The 17,826-nt window shown below is 67.5% G+C and carries 18 protein-coding genes and 2 tRNA genes; 9 read left to right on the top strand and 11 right to left on the bottom strand.

Features of this window, described 5'->3' with window-relative positions; translation table 11 throughout:
• Positions 1-157: 157 nt before the first annotated feature.
• Positions 158-1,363 carry an O-succinylhomoserine sulfhydrylase gene (locus tag BKK80_RS15760; protein WP_071014337.1) on the top strand — a complete coding sequence of 402 codons (1,206 nt, stop codon included), beginning with the start codon at positions 158-160 and terminating at the stop codon, positions 1,361-1,363.
• A 25-nt stretch (positions 1,364-1,388) separates the two neighbouring features.
• On the opposite strand, the gene BKK80_RS15755 is transcribed toward BKK80_RS15760, so the two are convergent.
• Genes BKK80_RS15755 through nodI form a run of 3 tightly spaced genes read right to left on the bottom strand, consistent with a single transcriptional unit; the run spans position 1,389 to position 3,477 of the window.
• The gene (locus tag BKK80_RS15755; protein ID WP_232346226.1) at positions 1,389-1,661 is read right to left on the bottom strand and encodes a hypothetical protein; all 273 of its coding nucleotides are present in this window, start codon (positions 1,659-1,661) and stop codon (positions 1,389-1,391) included.
• Positions 1,658-2,521, bottom strand: coding sequence for an ABC transporter permease (locus tag BKK80_RS15750; RefSeq protein WP_071014334.1), 864 nt, complete (start codon positions 2,519-2,521; stop codon positions 1,658-1,660). Before BKK80_RS15750 ends, BKK80_RS15755 begins: the two co-directional genes overlap by 4 nt.
• 2 nt (positions 2,522-2,523) lie before the next feature.
• Complete coding sequence (nodI, locus tag BKK80_RS15745; protein WP_071070166.1) at positions 2,524-3,477, bottom strand: nodulation factor ABC transporter ATP-binding protein NodI; 954 nt, start codon at positions 3,475-3,477, stop codon at positions 2,524-2,526.
• A 134-nt stretch (positions 3,478-3,611) separates the two neighbouring features.
• Here nodI and BKK80_RS15740 point away from each other — a divergent pair, with 134 nt between their 5' ends.
• Positions 3,612-4,145: a PaaI family thioesterase gene (locus BKK80_RS15740; protein ID WP_071014328.1), complete on the top strand. Its 534-nt coding sequence runs from the start codon at positions 3,612-3,614 to the stop codon at positions 4,143-4,145.
• Between the two features lie 65 nt (positions 4,146-4,210).
• Here BKK80_RS15740 and rpsU read toward each other — a convergent pair whose 3' ends face one another.
• Positions 4,211-4,423: a 30S ribosomal protein S21 gene (gene rpsU, locus BKK80_RS15735; RefSeq protein WP_029044331.1), complete on the bottom strand. Its 213-nt coding sequence runs from the start codon at positions 4,421-4,423 to the stop codon at positions 4,211-4,213.
• Positions 4,424-4,838: 415 nt separating this feature from the next.
• Between rpsU and BKK80_RS15730 the strand changes: the two genes are divergently transcribed.
• Positions 4,839-4,914, top strand: a tRNA-Met gene (locus BKK80_RS15730).
• Positions 4,915-5,185: 271 nt separating this feature from the next.
• Here the strand turns inward: BKK80_RS15730 and BKK80_RS15725 are convergent.
• The 3 genes from BKK80_RS15725 to fdxA all read right to left on the bottom strand — a co-directional run bounded on the left by BKK80_RS15725 (position 5,186) and on the right by fdxA (position 7,082).
• Positions 5,186-5,261: transfer RNA gene (locus tag BKK80_RS15725), tRNA-Asn, on the bottom strand.
• 236 nt (positions 5,262-5,497) lie between these two features.
• On the bottom strand, positions 5,498-6,607 hold the full coding sequence (locus BKK80_RS15720) for an NAD(P)/FAD-dependent oxidoreductase (RefSeq protein ID WP_071014325.1): 1,110 nt from the start codon (positions 6,605-6,607) through the stop codon (positions 5,498-5,500).
• A gap of 151 nt (positions 6,608-6,758) precedes the next feature.
• Positions 6,759-7,082: a ferredoxin FdxA gene (gene fdxA, locus BKK80_RS15715; RefSeq protein WP_071014323.1), complete on the bottom strand. Its 324-nt coding sequence runs from the start codon at positions 7,080-7,082 to the stop codon at positions 6,759-6,761.
• 263 nt (positions 7,083-7,345) lie between these two features.
• Here fdxA and BKK80_RS15710 point away from each other — a divergent pair, with 263 nt between their 5' ends.
• The 6 genes from BKK80_RS15710 to BKK80_RS15685 all read left to right on the top strand — a co-directional run bounded on the left by BKK80_RS15710 (position 7,346) and on the right by BKK80_RS15685 (position 14,157).
• Positions 7,346-7,963 (top strand): hypothetical protein, encoded by a 618-nt coding sequence (locus tag BKK80_RS15710; protein ID WP_231907930.1) that lies wholly within the window; start codon positions 7,346-7,348, stop codon positions 7,961-7,963.
• 88 nt (positions 7,964-8,051) lie between these two features.
• Positions 8,052-9,233 (top strand): nicotinate phosphoribosyltransferase, encoded by a 1,182-nt coding sequence (gene pncB, locus BKK80_RS15705; protein WP_071014320.1) that lies wholly within the window; start codon positions 8,052-8,054, stop codon positions 9,231-9,233.
• 53 nt (positions 9,234-9,286) lie between these two features.
• A complete protein-coding gene (locus BKK80_RS15700; protein ID WP_071038123.1) occupies positions 9,287-9,973 on the top strand; it encodes a LutC/YkgG family protein in 687 nt (228 codons plus the stop codon).
• A 147-nt stretch (positions 9,974-10,120) separates the two neighbouring features.
• Entirely contained in the window at positions 10,121-11,554 is a 1,434-nt protein-coding gene (locus BKK80_RS15695) for a sodium:proton antiporter (RefSeq protein ID WP_071038124.1), read from the top strand.
• Between the two features lie 12 nt (positions 11,555-11,566).
• Positions 11,567-12,562, top strand: coding sequence for a 2-hydroxyacid dehydrogenase (locus tag BKK80_RS15690; protein WP_071070164.1), 996 nt, complete (start codon positions 11,567-11,569; stop codon positions 12,560-12,562).
• A 104-nt stretch (positions 12,563-12,666) separates the two neighbouring features.
• Entirely contained in the window at positions 12,667-14,157 is a 1,491-nt protein-coding gene (locus tag BKK80_RS15685; RefSeq protein ID WP_071038126.1) for a DNA recombination protein RmuC, read from the top strand.
• Between the two features lie 79 nt (positions 14,158-14,236).
• On the opposite strand, the gene BKK80_RS15680 is transcribed toward BKK80_RS15685, so the two are convergent.
• From BKK80_RS15680 to moaA, 4 genes are all read right to left on the bottom strand, one after another.
• On the bottom strand, positions 14,237-14,503 hold the full coding sequence (locus BKK80_RS15680) for a hypothetical protein (RefSeq protein ID WP_071014308.1): 267 nt from the start codon (positions 14,501-14,503) through the stop codon (positions 14,237-14,239).
• A 177-nt stretch (positions 14,504-14,680) separates the two neighbouring features.
• A complete protein-coding gene (gene moeA, locus BKK80_RS15675) occupies positions 14,681-15,979 on the bottom strand; it encodes a molybdopterin molybdotransferase MoeA (RefSeq protein ID WP_071038127.1) in 1,299 nt (432 codons plus the stop codon).
• A gap of 32 nt (positions 15,980-16,011) precedes the next feature.
• A complete protein-coding gene (mobA, locus tag BKK80_RS15670; protein WP_071016497.1) occupies positions 16,012-16,620 on the bottom strand; it encodes a molybdenum cofactor guanylyltransferase MobA in 609 nt (202 codons plus the stop codon).
• 36 nt (positions 16,621-16,656) lie between these two features.
• A complete protein-coding gene (gene moaA / locus BKK80_RS15665) occupies positions 16,657-17,781 on the bottom strand; it encodes a GTP 3',8-cyclase MoaA (RefSeq protein WP_071014303.1) in 1,125 nt (374 codons plus the stop codon).
• Between the last annotated feature and the right edge of the window lie 45 nt (positions 17,782-17,826).

The raw sequence follows: 17,826 nt of genomic DNA, 5'->3' as shown, positions 1-17,826 counted from the left end.
GCCGCGGCGCCAGGCCCGGCACTCATCCAGAACACCCGCACCTCATGCAGCCCGTCGATTCGGCCACCCGATCGAACGGGCTTTTTTGCATGGCCGCCGGCCTGCGGCGGCCCGAACCACGAACGAACCACGGAACGCGCGCCGCGCCGCATAGACCATGAACGAACCGCTCCCCCTCGACTCCCTCGGCATCGATACGCTTGGCGTGCGCGCCGGCACCCTGCGCAGCGAGTTCATGGAGCATTCGGAGGCCATGTACCTGACCTCCAGCTTCTGCTTCCACAGCGCCGCCGAGGCCGCCGAGCGCTTCGCCAATTCCGAGGAGGGCTTCACCTACTCGCGCTTCACCAATCCCACCGTCAGCATGTTCCAGTCACGCCTGGCCGCGCTGGAGGGCGCCGAGGCCTGCATGGCCACGGCATCGGGGATGAGTGCGATCCTGTCGGTGGTGCTGTCTTCGCTGCAGGCTGGCGATCATCTGGTCAGCTCGCGCGCGATCTTCGGTTCGACCATGACGCTGTTCTCGAATATCTTCGCCAAGTTCGGCGTCGAGACCACCTTCGTCGATCCGACCGACCTCGCCGCCTGGCGGGCGGCGGTGCGCCCCAGCACCAAGCTGTTTTTCCTCGAGACGCCGTCGAATCCGCTGACCGAGGTAGCGGACATCGCTGCGGTGGCCGACATCGCCCACAACGCCGGCGCGCTCCTGGTGGTCGACAACTGCTTCTGTTCGCCGGCGCTGCAGCAGCCGATCCGCTTCGGCGCCGACATCGTCGTGCATTCGGCCACCAAGCATATCGACGGCCAGGGCCGCGTGCTGGGTGGTGCCGTGCTGGGCAAGCACGACTTCATCATGGGCAAGGTATTCCCCTTCGTGCGCACCGCCGGTCCGACGCTGTCGGCGTTCAACGCCTGGGTACTGCTCAAGGGCATGGAGACGCTGGGGCTGCGCATGGAGCGGCACTCCGCCAGCGCACTGGCCCTGGCCGAATTCCTCGAATCCCATCCGGCCGTGGCGCGCGTCTACCATCCGGCGCTGAAGTCCCATCCGCAGTATGAGATCGCCCAGCGCCAGCAGAGCGGCGGCGGCGCCATCGTGTCCTTCGAGCTGAAGGGCGATACGCCGGAGCAGCAGCGCGCCAATGCCTGGCGCGTGATCGACAGCACACGGCTGTGCTCGATCACGGGTAACCTGGGCGATACGCGCACCACGGTGACCCATCCCTACACCACCACGCATGCGCGCGTGAGCCCGGAGGCCAAGGCGGCAGCCGGCATCGGCGAGGGCCTGATCCGCATGGCGGTAGGCCTGGAGTCCGTGGCCGACCTGAAGGCCGATCTGCTGCGCGGGCTCGGCGACTAAGCCAGGCGGGCTGCAGTCGCACAGCTCAACGGGGCGCGTCGCTACCGCTGCCCGAAACGGCCTGGACGCCGGCCTTGCCGACGTCATAGGTGGTGCTGACCGCGGTCGAGGCGACGCTGACCGCCGCCGAGCCGGCGGTAGCCGCGGCCGAGACCGCGGCGCTGCCTACGGCGACGGTGGCGCCTACCACGCTGCAGCCGCACATGCCCGCTACGGCGAGGACGGCAAGGATGGCGGACGCGGTCGCCAGCATGGTGCGCGCCGCGCGCGGCGGCCGGGTGGCTGCTGCCGCCTTCATCGCAGCAGGCGCCGGCGCAGCAGCATCAGCGAGACCAGCAGGGCGGCCAGCGCGTAGGCTGCCAGCACCGCCACATGCAGCCAGGCGCCTTGCAGCGGCCAGCCGAGCAGCAGCGGGCGGATCAGCGCCACCGCGTGCGCCAGCGGCAAGGCCTTGGCCGCCGCCTGCACGGCGCTGGGCAACTGCTCGAGCGGGAAGAAAACGCCCGACAGCAGCAGCATCGGCGTCATGGCCAGGGTCTGGTAGAACATGAAGAAGTCATAGCTGGGCGCCAGCGCGGTGACGATCGTCGCCAGGCCGGCGAACGCCAGGCCGGCCAGGGCGATCACCGCCAGTGCGGGCAGCATGCCGCTCCAGTGCGCATAGCCGAGGACGCCCGCCACCAGCATGATGGCCGTGCCGGACAGCACCGCCTTGCTGGCCGCCCAGGCGATCTCGCCGAGGACCACGTCGCCCAGCGTCAACGGTGCGTGCATGATGGCTTCCCAGGTGCGCTGCACGTGCATGCGCGAGAAGGCTGAATACATGGCCTCGAAGCTTGCCGACATCATCACGCTCGAGGCGGTGGTGCCGGCCGCGAGGAAGGCGATATAAGAAACGCCGCTTACGTGCCCCACCAGCATGCCCAGCCCGAGTCCGAGGCCGAACAGGTAGATCATCGGGTCGGCGAGGTTGCCGATCATCGACGGCACGGCGAGTTTCTTCCACACCATGAAGTTGCGGTACCAGACCATGGTCCAGTTGCGCAGGTTGCGCGGCCACAGCGGTTGCGGATAGCGTTGCGCCGGCACGGAGGCGGGCGGGGCAGCGCGCGTCGGCGCGACGGGCGGCAGCGGTGTACGGGGGTCCTGTTCGGCCATGCTCAATCCCTCATCTCCCGGCCCGTCAGTTTCAGGAATACGTCTTCCAGGTTGGCCGGCCGGTGCAGGTAGCGCACGCCGCCGTTGCCGTGCAGCGCCGCCAGCAGGGGGGCGGGCTCGCGCACATAGCAGAACAGCGTCTCACCGCTGATCTCCGCCCGCTGGGCGAGCGGCGCCAGACTTGCCCGCAATGGCTCCAGCTCATCGCCGTAGACCTCGACCACGTCGCAGCCGATCTGCGCATCGATCAGTTCGTGCGGCCGGCCCTCGGCGATCTTGCGTCCGCCGTCGATCACGCACAGGTAGCTGCACAGACGCTCCGCCTCCTCCATGAAGTGCGTGGTCAGCAGGATGGTCTTGCCCGCCGCCATCAGCGACTTCAGGCGCTCCCAGATCAGGTGGCGCGCCTGCGGGTCCAGGCCGGTGGTGGGCTCGTCGAGCACCAGCAGGTCGGGATCGTTGATCAGGGCGCGCGCCACCGTCAGGCGGCGGCGCATGCCGCCGGAGAGGTCCCGCACCTGGGCGTCGGCGCGGTTCTCCAGCCGCGCGAACTCCAGCAGGGCCGGGATGCGGCGTTCGATCTCGGCGCCGGGCAAGCCGAAATAGCGGCCGAAGATGCGCAGGTTCTCGATCACGCTGAAGTCGGGGTCGAGATTGTCGAACTGCGGTACCACGCCGACGCGCATCCGTGCCTGCGGTGCTCGCGCCGGCACCGGCTCGCCACACAGCGTGATGCTGCCGGCCGCGGGTGTGGTCAGGCCGAGCAGCAGGCGCAGCGTGGTGGTCTTGCCTGCACCGTTGGGGCCGAGCAGCCCGAAGCACTGGCCACGCTGGACTTCGAGGTCGAGGTCGTCCACCACGAGCGTATCGCCGTAGTGCTTGCTTACCTTCTGCAGTTGGAGGATGGCGGTCAAGGCTGGGCGGCTTAGGGGCGCCGGCGGCGCGATACCAGCCATTATGCCGGTCCTCGGCGTGCCGCATCGTGGCGCGCTGCAGCAAGAATGGCGCCGAACGGTTATCGTTCGCTGGAGCGGCACCGTGGCGGTGCTGCGCAATCGATGACCGCAAGAGCAAGAGGGAGACAGCAAGGATGAATACGGAATCCGTATTGGCGCAGTGGCACGAGGCCGAGCGGCGGGCGAGGGCTGGCATCGGCAGCCCCGGCGTGGCGTCGCGCCAGGATCTGCGCGCGCGCTCGGGACTGCAGTTCTTCGAGGACATGCTGGCAGGCAGGTTGCCGGGCCCGCCGATCGGGGAGCTGATGGATTTCGTGCCAGTCGAGTTCGAAGTGGGGCGCTTCGTCTTCCAGGGCACGCCCGGCGCCCGCCACTACAACCCGATCGGTACCGTGCACGGCGGTTATGCCGCGACGTTGCTCGATTCCTGTGTCGGTTGCGCCATCCACACGCAACTGCCGGCCGGCAAGGGCTATACCACGCTGGAATTGAAGGTGAACTACGTGCGGCCGCTGACCGCCGAGACCGGGCCGATCCGCGCGGAGGGCAAGGTGGTCAGTTTGACCAACCAGATCGGCATTGCCGAGGGGCGTATCGTCGACGTGCGAGGCAAACTGTACGCTTACGCCACCACGACCTGCCTCCTGTTCCCGCTGCCGGACGCCTGACGGGCGCGGTACCGCGAAAAAAAAACCGCCAGCTGGGCTGGCGGTTTTTTGGCATGCCGCGAGGCTCAGTAGAGCTTCTTCGGCAGCATCTGCATACGCAGGCGCTTGCGCAGGCGCGACTCGGCAGCCTTCTTCTTGCGCTTGCGCTCAGTCGTCGGCTTTTCGTAGGCGGTCCGGCTCTTGAGTTCGACGATCAGGCCGGTCTGAAGAATTGCCCTGCGGAAGCGTCGCATCGCGACTTCAACGGGCTCACCTGGTTTCAAGACGATCTTAGTCAATTCAGTCCTTTCGGGGATGCCGCAAGGCGGCGTGGTTCAAACGGGAGGGGCGTCGCGCGCCCGGGGATCAGCCCCGGCACGTCCGACGACACCGTCGGACGGCTTGTCGCTACCGCCTTCCGTCCTTCGTGGCGGAAGGCGGCGCGGCAGCGGCAGAAGGCCCGATCCTTGCCTGCAACACGGCGCCGGGATACCCGGCAACCGGTGCTGGCCCGCGCTGCAGCGCTTGCGTCGGCCTCCCGGGGTTCTCATGGACCCATTGGCCTGCGCGATGCGGTGCACGACGTATACGCGTATACGCGCGCGAACGGATAAACTCTACCTTTTACGCGATTTTCAAGCGCTTGTCAAGAAAGTGGTCTGGCAGGAAGGGCTGGCGCGAATGGGGTGAGTGCTGTATTATTCGCACTTCTGACGCGGGGTGGAGCAGTTGGCAGCTCGTCGGGCTCATAACCCGAAGGTCGCAGGTTCAAGTCCTGCCCCCGCAACCAGTCTCCTGGCCGGTTCCAGCCAAAGCTTTTCCTCGGTGCATGCTGCCGGGGTCCTTGCACTACCTCTCCCTCGCTTTTCTCCGTCGTTCTCCCTGTTTTTCTCCTTCGGCTCGGCGCTGCGTTCGACTGGCTCATCGTTGTGTTCGTCTGTGCTCCGCAATTTTTGTGCCGTAGGGAGGGGGCTTTGGTATCGGTTGGCCTTGCTGATCGTCGCCATTGGCGACGACCAATGCAAAAAGGCCCGCAATTGCTTGCGGGCCTTCGCATTCTTTGGCTCCCCGACCTGGGCTCGAACCAGGGACCTACGGATTAACAGTCCGGCGCTCTACCGACTGAGCTATCGGGGAACAGCTGAGAAAAAAATTATAACCAGTTTCTCTCTGATTCGTCAATAGTTTTTTGACATTTTATCGATGTCGCCAGCTTTGCCGAATCTCTGGTTTGCCAATCGCGGTGCGGCTTGCTGGTCCATCGGACCAGTCTGCAGCTGTCCGCTCAAGAGCGAGGCCGCATTATAGCGGCTCTCCTGCTCTTATGCCAGGAAAAACTGTCCGGAGTCCTTCTTTTTTGCAGCGCGCCCGGCTCAGTCGAACACCGGTGTGTCCACGCCCAGGATCTTGTGCAGTTTCGGTGACGTGGTGGTGTACTGCATGTGGATCTTCTTCTCGGGGAAGACGTAGGGCGCAGCACCGAAGGCGGCCAGGGCTGCCTCGTGGAAGCCCGACAGGATCAGCTTCTTCTTGCCCGGGTAGGTGTTGATGTCGCCCACGGCAAAGATGCCCGGGATATTCGTCTCGAATTTCTCCGTGTCGACCTTGATCTGCTTGCGCTCCAGGTCCAGGCCCCATTCGGCGATCGGGCCCAGCTTGGGCGACAGGCCGAAGAAGACCAGCAGGTCGTCCAGCGGCAAGCGGCGCGTGATGCCGTCGGCGCCCGCCACGCGCAGTTCCGTCAGCAGGCCATCCTTTTCCTCGAAGCCGCCGATCTGTCCGACCATGAACTGCATTTCGAGGCGCTCGCAGAGCTCCTTCATCCTGGCCACCGAAGCGGGCGCGGCGCGGAAGCCGTCGCGGCGATGGACCAGCACGATCGACTCGGCCTTGCCGGCCAGATCCAGCGCCCAGTCGAGCGCCGAGTCACCGCCGCCGACGATGACCAGGTTGCGGCCATGGAAGCGGCTCGGATCCTTGACGCGATAGAAGAGTTGCTTGCCGTCGAAGCGGTCGATGCCCTCGACCTTCAGCGTGCGCGGCTGGAACGAGCCGACCCCCGCCGCGATGAACAGGGTCTTGGTGAGGAAGCGCGTGCCCGTCGAGGTTTCGACGAAGAAGCGGCCGTCATCACGCCGCTCGACCACCGCGACTTCCTGGCCCAGATGGAAGGTGGGCGCGAACGGCTCGATCTGCCTGAGCAGGTTGTCCGTCAGTTCCTGGCCGGTGCAGATCGGCACGGCCGGAATGTCATAGATCGGCTTGTCCGGATAGAGCTCGACGCACTGGCCGCCGACGACCTTGAGCGAGTCGACCACGTGGGCCTTGATCTCGAGCAGGCCCAGTTCGAAGACCTGAAACAGGCCCACCGGCCCGGCGCCCACGATCAGCGCATCGATATCCAGCGGCTTTCCGCTGCTCGGGATGGCGATGCTGGCGTGCTGAGAAGCGTCGGCGATGGGGTTGGGAATGCTCAAATCCATGATCGTCCTGTACGTTCTGCGGGCGCGCTGCGCCCGCCGTGGCGGGAATGCACGTGGGGACGGCTTGCCGGCCCGTCGGCAGCCCTCGCGCCGTGGCGCGGCAGGGCCGGTGTCCGCGGGCCTTGTCTTGTCTTGGTATGCTCGGCGCGGTTCAGCGCTGCAGGTACTGCAGCTTGCCGGTGGCGTCCTTCCATTCTTCGGCCTCCGGCAGGGGAGACTTGGTCTTGGTAATGGAAGGCCAGCCGCGTGCCAGCTCGACGTTCAGCGCGATGTATTCCTGCTGGTCGCCGGGCACATCTTCTTCGGCATAGATCGCGTTCACCGGGCACTCGGCTACGCACACCGCGCAATCGATACACTCGTCCGGGTCGATGGCGAGGAAGTTCGGGCCTTCGCGGAAGCAGTCGACCGGGCATACGTCGACGCAATCAGTGTATTTGCAACGGATGCAGGCTTCGGTGACAACGTGAGTCATTTCGGTTCCAGAAAATCGGATCGGCTTGGATTGGGGGCTGGCCGCTTGTCACCGGCGCCGCCGCAGAAAGTGCAGCGCGAGCGCGGGCCATGATCTTTCAAAGACCGATATTGTAGCCGAGCCGGAAGGCGAGGGCAGTGGTGCTATATACCGGGATCAGATAGTTTTCTTATTTCTTTATGTATATTTGATCCAGCTCAGCCTGGTGCTCCCTTCCGCGCGATCTTTTCCGCCGATGTGACGCAGGCGTTCTATGCTGTGAGATGGCCGCGCTGGCTTGCGGGGCCGCCTTTTTGCCACAGGAGGTGCAGTCCGTGCCGGCCATTCTTCCTTTGACTTCCCCGTCCCCGCGGCGCACCGCGTGCCGGTCGGACCGGCACGCATCCGGGCTGCGCGCCCGTGCCGCGGCCGGCCTCGCCCTGCTGGCGCTGGCCGCGGGCACGTGCGCGCAGTCGCTCAACGGTACGGCGGATGCCGGTAGCGTGGTCGCCAGGCTGGTCGCCCGTGGCGCGCAAAATGCGCAGCCCGTGGCGTTGGGCGACCTGACCAGCTTCGAGTGGGATCATTTCACCGTGAAGCGGATGCCGGCCGGAGACGGCATGATGAACTGCGGCCGGGCCGGCCTGGTGCCGTGCGACCCCGCACTCGATCCGCCACGCGGCCAGCGTATCCAGGTGCTGCTGTTCCTGCGCGACGGCCAGCCGGTCTATCGCGAGCGCATCATGACCGAGCTGGGTGCCTTCGCCGATCCTCTGCCCGACAATGTGCCGCGCGCGCAAGCCATGCTGTCGACCTGCCCGGGCGTGCATGGGCGCAAGCTCTGGTGCGTGCAGGGAATGGGCCGTACGCGGCAGCCCGATCCCTATTCCGACGGCGGCTGAGTGGCTGGCGGGGCGGTTCTGGCGCTGGGCGCGGCGTGCGCAGTTCGGTTAGCATGATGCTCCGCCTAGGCATTGCTGTCCGCCCGACATGATCATTTCCTCGCTGCTCGACACCGACCTGTACAAGTTCACGATGATGCAGGTGGTGCTGCACCATTTTCCCGCTGCCCACGTCGAGTATCGCTTCAAGTGCCGCAACGCCGGCGTCGATCTCACCCCCTACGTCGACGAGATCCGCGCCGAGGTGGCGCAGCTGTGCCAGCTCCGGTTCACGGAAGAGGAGCTCGAATACCTGCGCGGTCTGCGCTTCATCAAGAGCGACTTCGTCGATTTCCTCGGGCTCTTCCACCTGAACGAGAAGTATGTGCACATCGCCCCCTCGGCCAAGGGCGGCGGCGAGATCGACATCACCATCCGCGGGCCGTGGTTGCACACCATCCTGTTCGAGGTGCCGCTGCTGGCCATCATCAACGAGGTCTACTTCCGTCGCACGCAGCCGGCTGCCGACCTGGAGGAGGGGCGGCGCCGGCTGGAGGCCAAGCTGGCGTTGCTGACGGTGCCGGCCCATGCGGACTGCGTGATCGCCGACTACGGCAGCCGGCGCCGCTTCTCGCGCGACTGGCAGGAAGAGGTGCTGCTGACCATGCAGGGCACGCTCGGACATCAGATGGCCGGTACCAGCAATGTGCACTTTGCCCGCCAGCACAAGATGATCCCGCTGGGCACGATGGCGCACGAGTACCTGCAGGCCTGCCAGTCGCTCGGCCCGCGCCTGCGTGATTCCCAGGTGTTCGCGCTCGAGACCTGGGCCAAGGAGTACCGTGGCGACCTGGGTATCGCGCTGTCGGATACCTACGGCTTCGACGCCTTCCTGCGTGATTTCGACCTGTACTTCTGCAAGCTCTTCGACGGCGTGCGGCACGACTCGGGCGACCCGGTCGCCTGGGGCGAGCGCATGCTCGCCCACTATGCCGCCAACCGTGTCGACGCGCGCAGCCGCACGCTGATCTTCAGCGACAGCCTCGACATCCCGCGCGTGATCGAACTCTTCGAGCGCTTCCGCGGGCGCTGCCGCCTGGCCTTCGGCGTCGGTACCAACCTGACCAACGACCTGGGCTATACACCGCTGCAGATCGTCATCAAGATGGTCCGCTGCAACGGGCAGCCAGTGGCCAAGCTGTCGGATGCGCCGGAGAAGACCATGTGCGACGATCCGGCCTACCTGGCCTACCTGCGTCAGGTCTTCGGCATCGATTCCCGGCCCGTATAATCGTCGCTGGCCGATCGCCGCCGGCCGTTTCCGCTACCGCTCACGGAACAGACATGGATACCCGCAACGCCCGCGACCGCATCTTCGCCCGCATCCGCGCCGCCCAGGGCCGGCCGTCCACGGTCGGCAGTCACGAGCGCGAGGCGGTGGCGGACTACCTCGGCCGCCATCCACAGGGCCCGCGTCCACCGGTGCCCTCCGACCTGGCCGAGGCCTTTGCCACGCAGGCTCGCAAGATGGCCTCGACGGTGGTGCGGGTGGCCGCCGACAGCGATGTGCCGGCGGCCGTCGCCGGGTACCTGGAGGGGCTTGGCCTGGCGCGTCGCGCGGTCGCCTGGGAAACGCTGGCGGGTCTGCCCTGGCAACAGCACGGTCTGGAGGTCGAGTGCCGTCCGCCGCTGCGCGATCCACAGGCCGACCGCGAGCACGGCGACCTGGTCGGCATCACCGGCTGCTTCTGCGCCATCGCCGAGACAGGCTCGCTGATGCTGCTGTCGGGGCCGCAGACCTATGCCTCGGCGGCACTGCTGCCGGAGACCCATATCGCGGTCGTGCCCGCGGCCCGCATCGTCGCCGGGCTGGAGGATGCCTTCGCGCTGGTGCGCCGCGAGCGCGGCGAACTGCCGCGCGCCACCAATATCATCAGCGGCCCGTCCCGCACCGGCGACATCGAGCAGACCATCGTGCTGGGTGCGCATGGTCCCTATCGGGTCCATGTGATCGTGGTCGGCCAGGGCTGAGTCGCGGCGCGCCGCTTGCTTTAAACTGCTGGGCTCGCCGCGTGCCGCGTGCCGGGCAGGCTCCCGGCGCCGTGCGCGCATGCCGGCGTGCCGCTTCCCGGCGACACGCCACGCCCGCCCCCCGATATGCCAAGGAGATTGCGCCTGATGCGACGTGTGTCCCCGTCACTGCGATTGCTGTTGCCCGTTGTTGTGCTGAGTTGCCTTGCCTTGCCGGCAAGGGCAGCGGATCTCGACGGTGCCGTGCTGTCGCCGCTGTGGGGCGTGCCGTTCGCCGGCATCCTGCTGTCGATCGCGCTGGTGCCGCTGCTGGCGCCACGCTTCTGGCACCACCACTTCGGCAAGGTGGCGGCAGGTTGGGGACTGGTCTTCATCGTGCCCTTTGCCGCCGTCTTCGGCCTGCATGCCGCGCTGGCCAACGCGCTGCATGCGCTGCTGGCCGAGTACATTCCCTTCATCGCGCTGGTGGGGGCGCTCTATATCGTCGCGGGCGGCATCTGCGTGCGCGGCAACCTGCAAGGCTCGCCGCGGCTGAACACCGGCATCCTGGCGCTGGGTACCCTGCTGGCCAGCCTGATGGGCACCACCGGTGCGGCGATGTTGCTGATCCGTCCGCTGCTGCGCGCCAACGACAACCGCAAGCATGTGGCGCACGTGGTGGTCTTCTTCATCTTCCTGGTTGCCAATGCCGGCGGTGCGCTGACGCCGCTGGGCGATCCGCCACTGTTCCTGGGCTTCCTCAAGGGCGTGGACTTCTTCTGGACCTTGCGCAATATCCTGCCCGAGACGCTGTTCATGTGGGGGGCGCTGCTGGCCATCTTCTACCTGATCGACCGCCACTACTACCTGCACAAGGAGGAGAATCTCCCCGCCGCGGCCGATCCCACGCCCGCCACGCGCGGCATCGTGCTGGAGGGCAAGGTCAACCTCCTGCTGCTGCTGGCGATCATCGGACTGGTGCTGATGAGCGGGCTGTGGAAGCCGGGCATCGCTTTCGACGTGATGGGCACCGAGGTGGCCCTGCCTGCGCTGGTGCGCGACGTGCTGCTGGTGGCGGTGGCGCTCGCTTCGCTGCTGCTGACGCCGCATGCGGCGCGCGCGGGCAACGAGTTCGGCTGGGAGCCGATCCTCGAGGTCGGCAAGCTGTTCGCCGGCATCTTCCTCACCATCATCCCGGTCATCGCCATGCTGAAGGCAGGCACGCAGGGACCGTTCGCCGCCGTCCTCCACGCGGTCAGCGATGCCGGCGGCCAGCCGATCGACAGCATGTACTTCTGGGCCACCGGCGTGCTGTCGTCCTTCCTCGACAACGCACCGACCTACCTGGTCTTTTTCAACACCGCCGGCGGCGACGCCGCCACGCTGATGACGCGCGATGCGTCGACGCTGGCGGCGATCTCCGCCGGCGCTGTCTTCATGGGTGCCAACACCTATATCGGCAATGCCCCGAACCTGATGGTCAAGGCCATCGCCGAAAGCCGCGGCGTGCGCATGCCGGGCTTCTTCGGTTTCATGGCCTGGTCGGTGTGCTTCCTGGTGCCGCTGTTCCTGGTGATGACCCTGATCTTCTTCCACGTGTGACTGGTGACTGCGATGAAGCCTTCCATTCTCGTGACCCGCGCCATCTTTGCCGATGTGCTGGAGCGGCTGGCGCAATACTTCGAGGTCGATCACAACCAGGCTGACGTGCAGCTCGACGCGGCCGCGCTGAAGGCGCGCCTGGCGGGCAAGGCCGGCGTGCTGGCCAATGCCGCCGACCGCATCGACCAGGAACTGGTGCGCGACCTGCCGGCGCTGCGCGCGGTGTGCAATATGGCGGTGGGCTACAACAATCTCGACGTGCCGGCGCTGACCGCGGCCGGCATCGTCGCCACCAATACGCCCGATGTGCTGACCGAGACCACGGCCGACTTCGGCTGGGCCCTGCTGATGGCGGCGGCGCGCCGCGTGACCGAGTCCGAGCACTGGCTGCGCGCGGGCAAGTGGCAGCGCTGGAGCTACGATATGTTCCTCGGCGTGGACCTGTACGGCAGCACGCTGGGCATCCTGGGCATGGGCCGCATCGGCCAGGCCCTGGCCCGCCGCGCCGCCGGCTTCGGCATGACCGTGCTCTACCACAACCGCAGCCGCCTGCCGCAGGAGGTGGAGCAGAGCGTCAACGCGAGCTACGTCGGCAAGGACGAATTGCTGGCGCGTGCTGACCACCTGCTGCTGGTGCTGCCCTACAGCGCGGCAAGCCATCACGCCATCGGTGCCGCCGAACTGGCACGCATGAAACCCAGCGCGACGCTGGTCAACCTCGCGCGCGGTGGCGTCGTCGATGATGCCGCGCTGGCCGAGGCGCTGCGCGAGCACCGCCTGTTCGCCGCAGGGCTCGATGTGTTCGAGGGCGAGCCTGCCGTGCATCCCGGCCTGCTGGAGGTCCCCAACGTCGTGCTGACGCCCCATATCGCCAGCGCTTCGGAGCGGACGCGCCGCGCCATGGCGATGCTGGCGGCGGACAACCTGATCGCGGCGCTCGATGCCGGCCCGGACGCTGGCCGCCCGCCTTCGGCGATCAATCCTGAGGTCTTGCCACGCCGCCGCTGAACGCGGCGCGGGCGGATTCCTGCGGCCTTGCGCGACGTGTTGCGACGTATTGCGACGTATTGCGACGTATTGCGACGTGTTGCGGCCTTTCCTGATGTGAGCCGATGAGCCTGATTTCCCTTGGTACCCTGGCCGCCGCGGTGGCGGCCGTGATCCTGCAGATCGTGTTGCTGCTGCGCGGGCGTGCGGGCGGCGGCGCGGAGGTCGAGGCTGCAGTGGATGCGGCCGCTGACGCGCTGCAGCGCGAACTCGCCTCGCTGCGTGCCGAGCATGCGCGCGCCAGCGAACGGCTGGAGCGTGAGTTGCGCGCGGAGGTGGCCGAGAACGGCCGGGCCGGGCGTGGCGAAGCCGGACAGCAGATGATGCGCTTCCAGCAGGCGCTGTCGGCGCAGCTCACCAGCATCGCCACGCTGCAGAACAACCAGATCGATACCTTCGCGCAACAGCTCGCCAAGCTGACCGAATCCAATGCGCAGCAACTCGACCAGGTGCGGCAGCACCTGCTGCTGCAGGGGCAGCAGGCGCGCGAGGAGCAGGGCGCTGCGCTGCGCCGTTTCGGCGACGGCTTGCAGCAGCAGCTGGGGCAACTGTCGGAGTCCAACGAGCGCCGGCTGGCCGAGGTGCGAGCGACGCTGGAGCAGAAACTGCGCGATATCGAAGCCAACAATGCGCTCAAGCTGGAAGAGATGCGGCGCACGGTCGACGAGAAGCTGCATGCCACGCTGGAGCAGCGCCTGGGCGAGTCGTTCAAGCTGGTGTCGGACCGGCTCGAGCAGGTGCATCGCGGCCTGGGCGAGATGCAGGTGCTGGCCCAGGGGGTCGGCGACCTGAAGCGCGTGCTGACCAATGTGAAGACGCGCGGTACCTGGGGCGAGGTGCAGCTCGAGATGCTGCTCGAGCAGTTGCTGACTGCCGAGCAGTACGGCAAGAACGTCGAGACCGTGCGCAACTCGGGCGCGCGCGTGGAGTTCGCCATCCGCCTGCCCGGCAAGGATGCGGACGGACAACCGGTCTGGCTGCCGATCGATGCCAAGTTCCCCAAGGAGCAGTACGAGCGCCTGCTCGACGCACAGGAGCGCAGTGATGCCGATGGCGTGGCGGCTGCGGGTCGGGAACTGGAGTCGGCGCTCAAGCGCGAGGCGCAATCCATCGCCGAGAAGTACCTCTCGCCTCCGCAGACGACCGATTTCGCCATCCTGTTCCTGCCCACCGAAGGGCTGTATGCCGAGGCGCTGCGCCGGCCGGGGCTGGCCGACCTGCTACAGCGCGACTATCGCGTCACGGTGGCCGGGCCGACCACGCTCACGGCGCTGCTCAACAGCCTGCAGATGGGCTTCCGCACCCTGGCGCTGGAGCGCCGCTCCAGCGAGGTATGGGAGGTGCTGGGTGCGGTCAAGACGGAATTCGGCAAGTTCGGCGAGGTTCTGGCCAAGACGCGGGACACGCTGGAACGTGCCGCCCGCAATATCGAGCAGGCCGAGGTGCGGACACGGCAGATGGAGCGCAAGCTGCGCAAGGTCGAGGCATTGCCGGGCGAGGCCGCGCAGCGGCTGCTTGGCCCGGCGGCCGCGCTGGCGTCCGACGAGAGCGATTGAGCGCGCGGGCGGCGCCAGGAAAGAGTGAAAGCGGCGAAAGGACGCCCGGCGGTGGCGCCAGGCTGTCAGGGGCAGCCGCTCAGCGGCACTCGCGGATGGTGACTTCGATGCCGCCGAAGCGTGCCGCCACCCAGTTATAGGCCTTGCAGGCCAGCCACAGCAGGCCGAAGCCGATCAGCGCGTTGAGAATCAGGGCCGTGAACACGGTGATGCCCGGCAGATCGCCGTAGCGGACGAAGGCAACGAACAGGCCGAGCGAGACGATGGGCACCGAGAAGCACAGGTATACCAGTACCAGCGCGCGGGCGGTCTTGACCGGGTGGAGGTAGGCAATCTCCTGATTCATGACAACAGGCTGTAAACGAGTGAGGTTGCGCAAGTGTAGCGTTTTGGGCAGCGGCGCGCATAGCCCGGCTCCCGGAGGGGGGGCATATCCGGCCAAAGCGACCGCGCGTGCGGCCAGACTGGTGCGCAAAAACGACACTGCGCCCCGGGGCGAGGCAGGAAGCGCCGGTTGCCGGCCTCATACCAGGCCGTCGAACAGCACTACCTCGACCGTATCGCCGGCGGCCACGGCCCCCTGTTCATGGGCCAGCACGATGAAACAATTGGCCTCGCTCATCGAACGCAGCACGCCGGAGCCCTGCTGGCCTGTGGCCCTGACTTCCAGTCCGCCATCGGCGGCCGGCGCCAGCACGCCGCGCTGGAACTCGGTGCGGCCGGGTTTCTTGCGCATCGCCTGGGCGCAGCGCACGCGCAGGCGCGGCGGCGTCGGCGCATCGGTGCCCATCATGCGCAGCAGCGCGCCGCGCACCATCTGGTAGAAGGTCACCATCACCGCGACGGGATTGCCCGGCAAGCCGAACAACAGGGCCTCGTGCGCGCCGGAGGCGATGCGGCCGAAGGCCATCGGCCGGCCGGGACGCATGGCGATGGACCAGAACTGCACGTCGCCCAGGCGTGCCATGGTCTGCTTCGTATAGTCGGCTTCGCCGACCGAGACGCCGCCCGAAGTGATCACCGCATCGGCGATCTCGCAGGCGCTGCGCAGGGTGGCCTCCAGGGCCTCGGGATCATCGCGCACCACCCCCAGGTCGATCAGGTCCACATGCAGCCGGCGCAGCATGCCGTGCAGGGTGTAGCGGTTGGAGTCGTAGACGCAGCCGGGCTCCAGCGGCTCGCCGATGGAGCGCAGTTCATCGCCGGTCGAAAAGAAGGCGACGCGCAGGCGGCGCCGAACCGCGACCTCGGCCACGCCCAGCGAGGCCAGCAGGCCAAGATCGACCGGGCGGAGCAGGCGGCCGGCCGCCAGCGCCGCCCGGCCACGGGCCAGGTCTTCGCCGCGCAGGCGGCGGTTGGCACCGCGGACCACGGCGCTGGCGGAGAAGCGGATGTGGCCGTCGGCAGCGTCTTCGACGAGTTCCTGCGGGATCACCGTATCGCATCCCGCCGGCATCAGGGCGCCGGTCATGATGCGCAGAGCCTGGCCGGGTGCCAGCGGTGCGTCGCCGCGGCTGCCGCCAGCCAGCGCCGTGCCGGCCACCGGCAGGGTGACGAAGCCGTCCGAGGCCCCCTCCGGCCGGTCCAGCGCGTCGCCCGCGAAGGCATAGCCGTCCATGGCGGCATTGTCGTGGGCCGGCACGTCGAGCGGCGAGATCACGTCCTCGGCCAGCACGCGGTCCAGCGCGTCGCGCAACGCGACCCGTTCGACACCTCCCACTGGCCGGGCCGCTTCGGCGAGCAGGCGTTGCGCCTGGTCGACGCGCAGCGCGGCGGCGTCGTGGTCGGATTGGCAGGAGGGGAGGGGGGGCAAAGACGGCATCGGGTTTCGGATTGGGCAGGTGCGACGAGCGATCAGTCCGCGGCGCAGCGGCCGAAGGCCTGCAACTCTTCCAGGGTGTTGAGATTAGCGAAGGCGAGCGGGTCGTCGAACACGACCTCGGTCAGCCGGTGTGACGCGGCCCAGGTCTCGACCTTGCGCCCGCCACCGGACAGGTAGGCCAGCAGGCTGTCGCGCGCCGCCACCGGCAGCAGGCAGAACACGGGTTGCGGCTGGCGCCTGCCTTGCGCATCGCGTGTCACGGCCATCGCCAGTTCCGCGCCGGTCGAGGCCAGGCCATGGGCGAGCCGTGCTACCAGGTCGGTCGGCAGCCGTGGTGTATCGCATGGCGCCGTGACCATCCAGGCGGTGCGGCACTGTTCCAGCCCGGCTGCCATGCCGGCGAGCGGCCCGGCGAAACCGGGCAGCGAATCCGGCACGACGACCAGGCCGAAGTCCTGGTATCGCTCCAGGTTGCGGTTGGCATTGATCAGCATCGCCCCGGTCTGGGGAGTCAGCCGCGCCTGCACATGGCAGACCAGCGGGATGCCGTCCAGCAGTTGCAGCCCCTTGTCGACGCCCCCCATGCGGCTGCCGCGGCCGCCGGCGAGGATCAGGCCGGTGACGTGGTCGGGATGGATCATCATGCGTGTGCGATGGTGGGGCGGTGGCGGGCGGGGTCAGCCGCCGATATAGGACATTTCGATCTTGCGTTCCGCGCGGGCCGCGCGGATTGCCGGATCGCTCCGCTGCTCGGAGTAGTTGTCCGTGCGCTGCTGCCATAGCGCCGCGATCGCGTTGGCGATCTCCAGGTCGCTGCGGCCGCTGCGGAGCAACTCGCGCAGGTCATGGCCTTCGGTGGCGAACAGGCAGAGGTAGAGCCGTCCCTCGGTCGACAGCCGGATGCGGCTGCAATCACCGCAGAAAGCGTGGGAGACACTGGAGATCACGCCGATCTCGCCCGCACCGTCGCGGTAGCGCCAGCGCTCGGCCGTTTCGCCCAGGTAGTTGGCCCCGATCGCTTCGAGCGGGAAGGCTGCGTCGATGCGGCGCACCACTTCCGCGGAAGGCAGCACCTCGTCCATGCACCAATGGTTGCTGGCGCCGACGTCCATGAATTCGATGAACCGTACGATCACGCCGGAGCCGCGGAAATGTGCCGCCATCGGCACGATCTCGCTATCGTTGACGCCACGCTTGACCACCATATTGACCTTGAGCGGTGCCAGGCCGGCAGCCTGCGCCGCCTCGATGCCGGCCAGCACGTCGCGCACGGCGAAATCCACGTCGTTCATGCGCCGGAAGGTGGTGTCGTCGATGGCGTCGAGGCTGACGCTGACGCGTGTCAGGCCGGCATCGCGCAGGGCCCGTGCCTTGCGCGCCAGCAGCGAGGCATTGGTGGTCAGTGTCAGGTCGAGCGGCTTGCCCGAGACGGTTTCGAGACGCGCCAGCATTTCCACCAGCTTTTCGATGTTCTTGCGCAGCAGCGGCTCGCCGCCGGTGAGCCGGATCTTTTCCACGCCGTGTGCAACAAAGAGCCGGGCCGCCCGGGTGATTTCCTCGAAGCTCAGCAGCTCGGCATGCGGCAGGAAGGTGTAGTCCTTGTCGAAGACGTCCTTCGGCATGCAGTAGACACAGCGGAAGTTGCAGCGGTCCGTGACCGAGATGCGCAGATCGTGCAGCGGGCGCCCGCGCCGGTCGGAAAGCAGGCCGGTCGGCGGGACCAGTTCGGCCGGGATGCCGGAGGCCATCGAGCGATAGCGATGCTCGCGCAGGTCGAGGATGGGGATGACGGTCTCGGTCATGGCCTGGGGGCGGGGCTCGCGGCTCGGGGCCCGGGCGGTGTGCCC

It is taken from the genome of Cupriavidus malaysiensis, from assembly GCF_001854325.1.
Lineage (GTDB): Bacteria > Pseudomonadota > Gammaproteobacteria > Burkholderiales > Burkholderiaceae > Cupriavidus > Cupriavidus malaysiensis.
The sequence above is the reverse complement of the archived record's forward strand: the minus strand, read 5'-3'. Positions and strand labels throughout refer to the sequence as shown.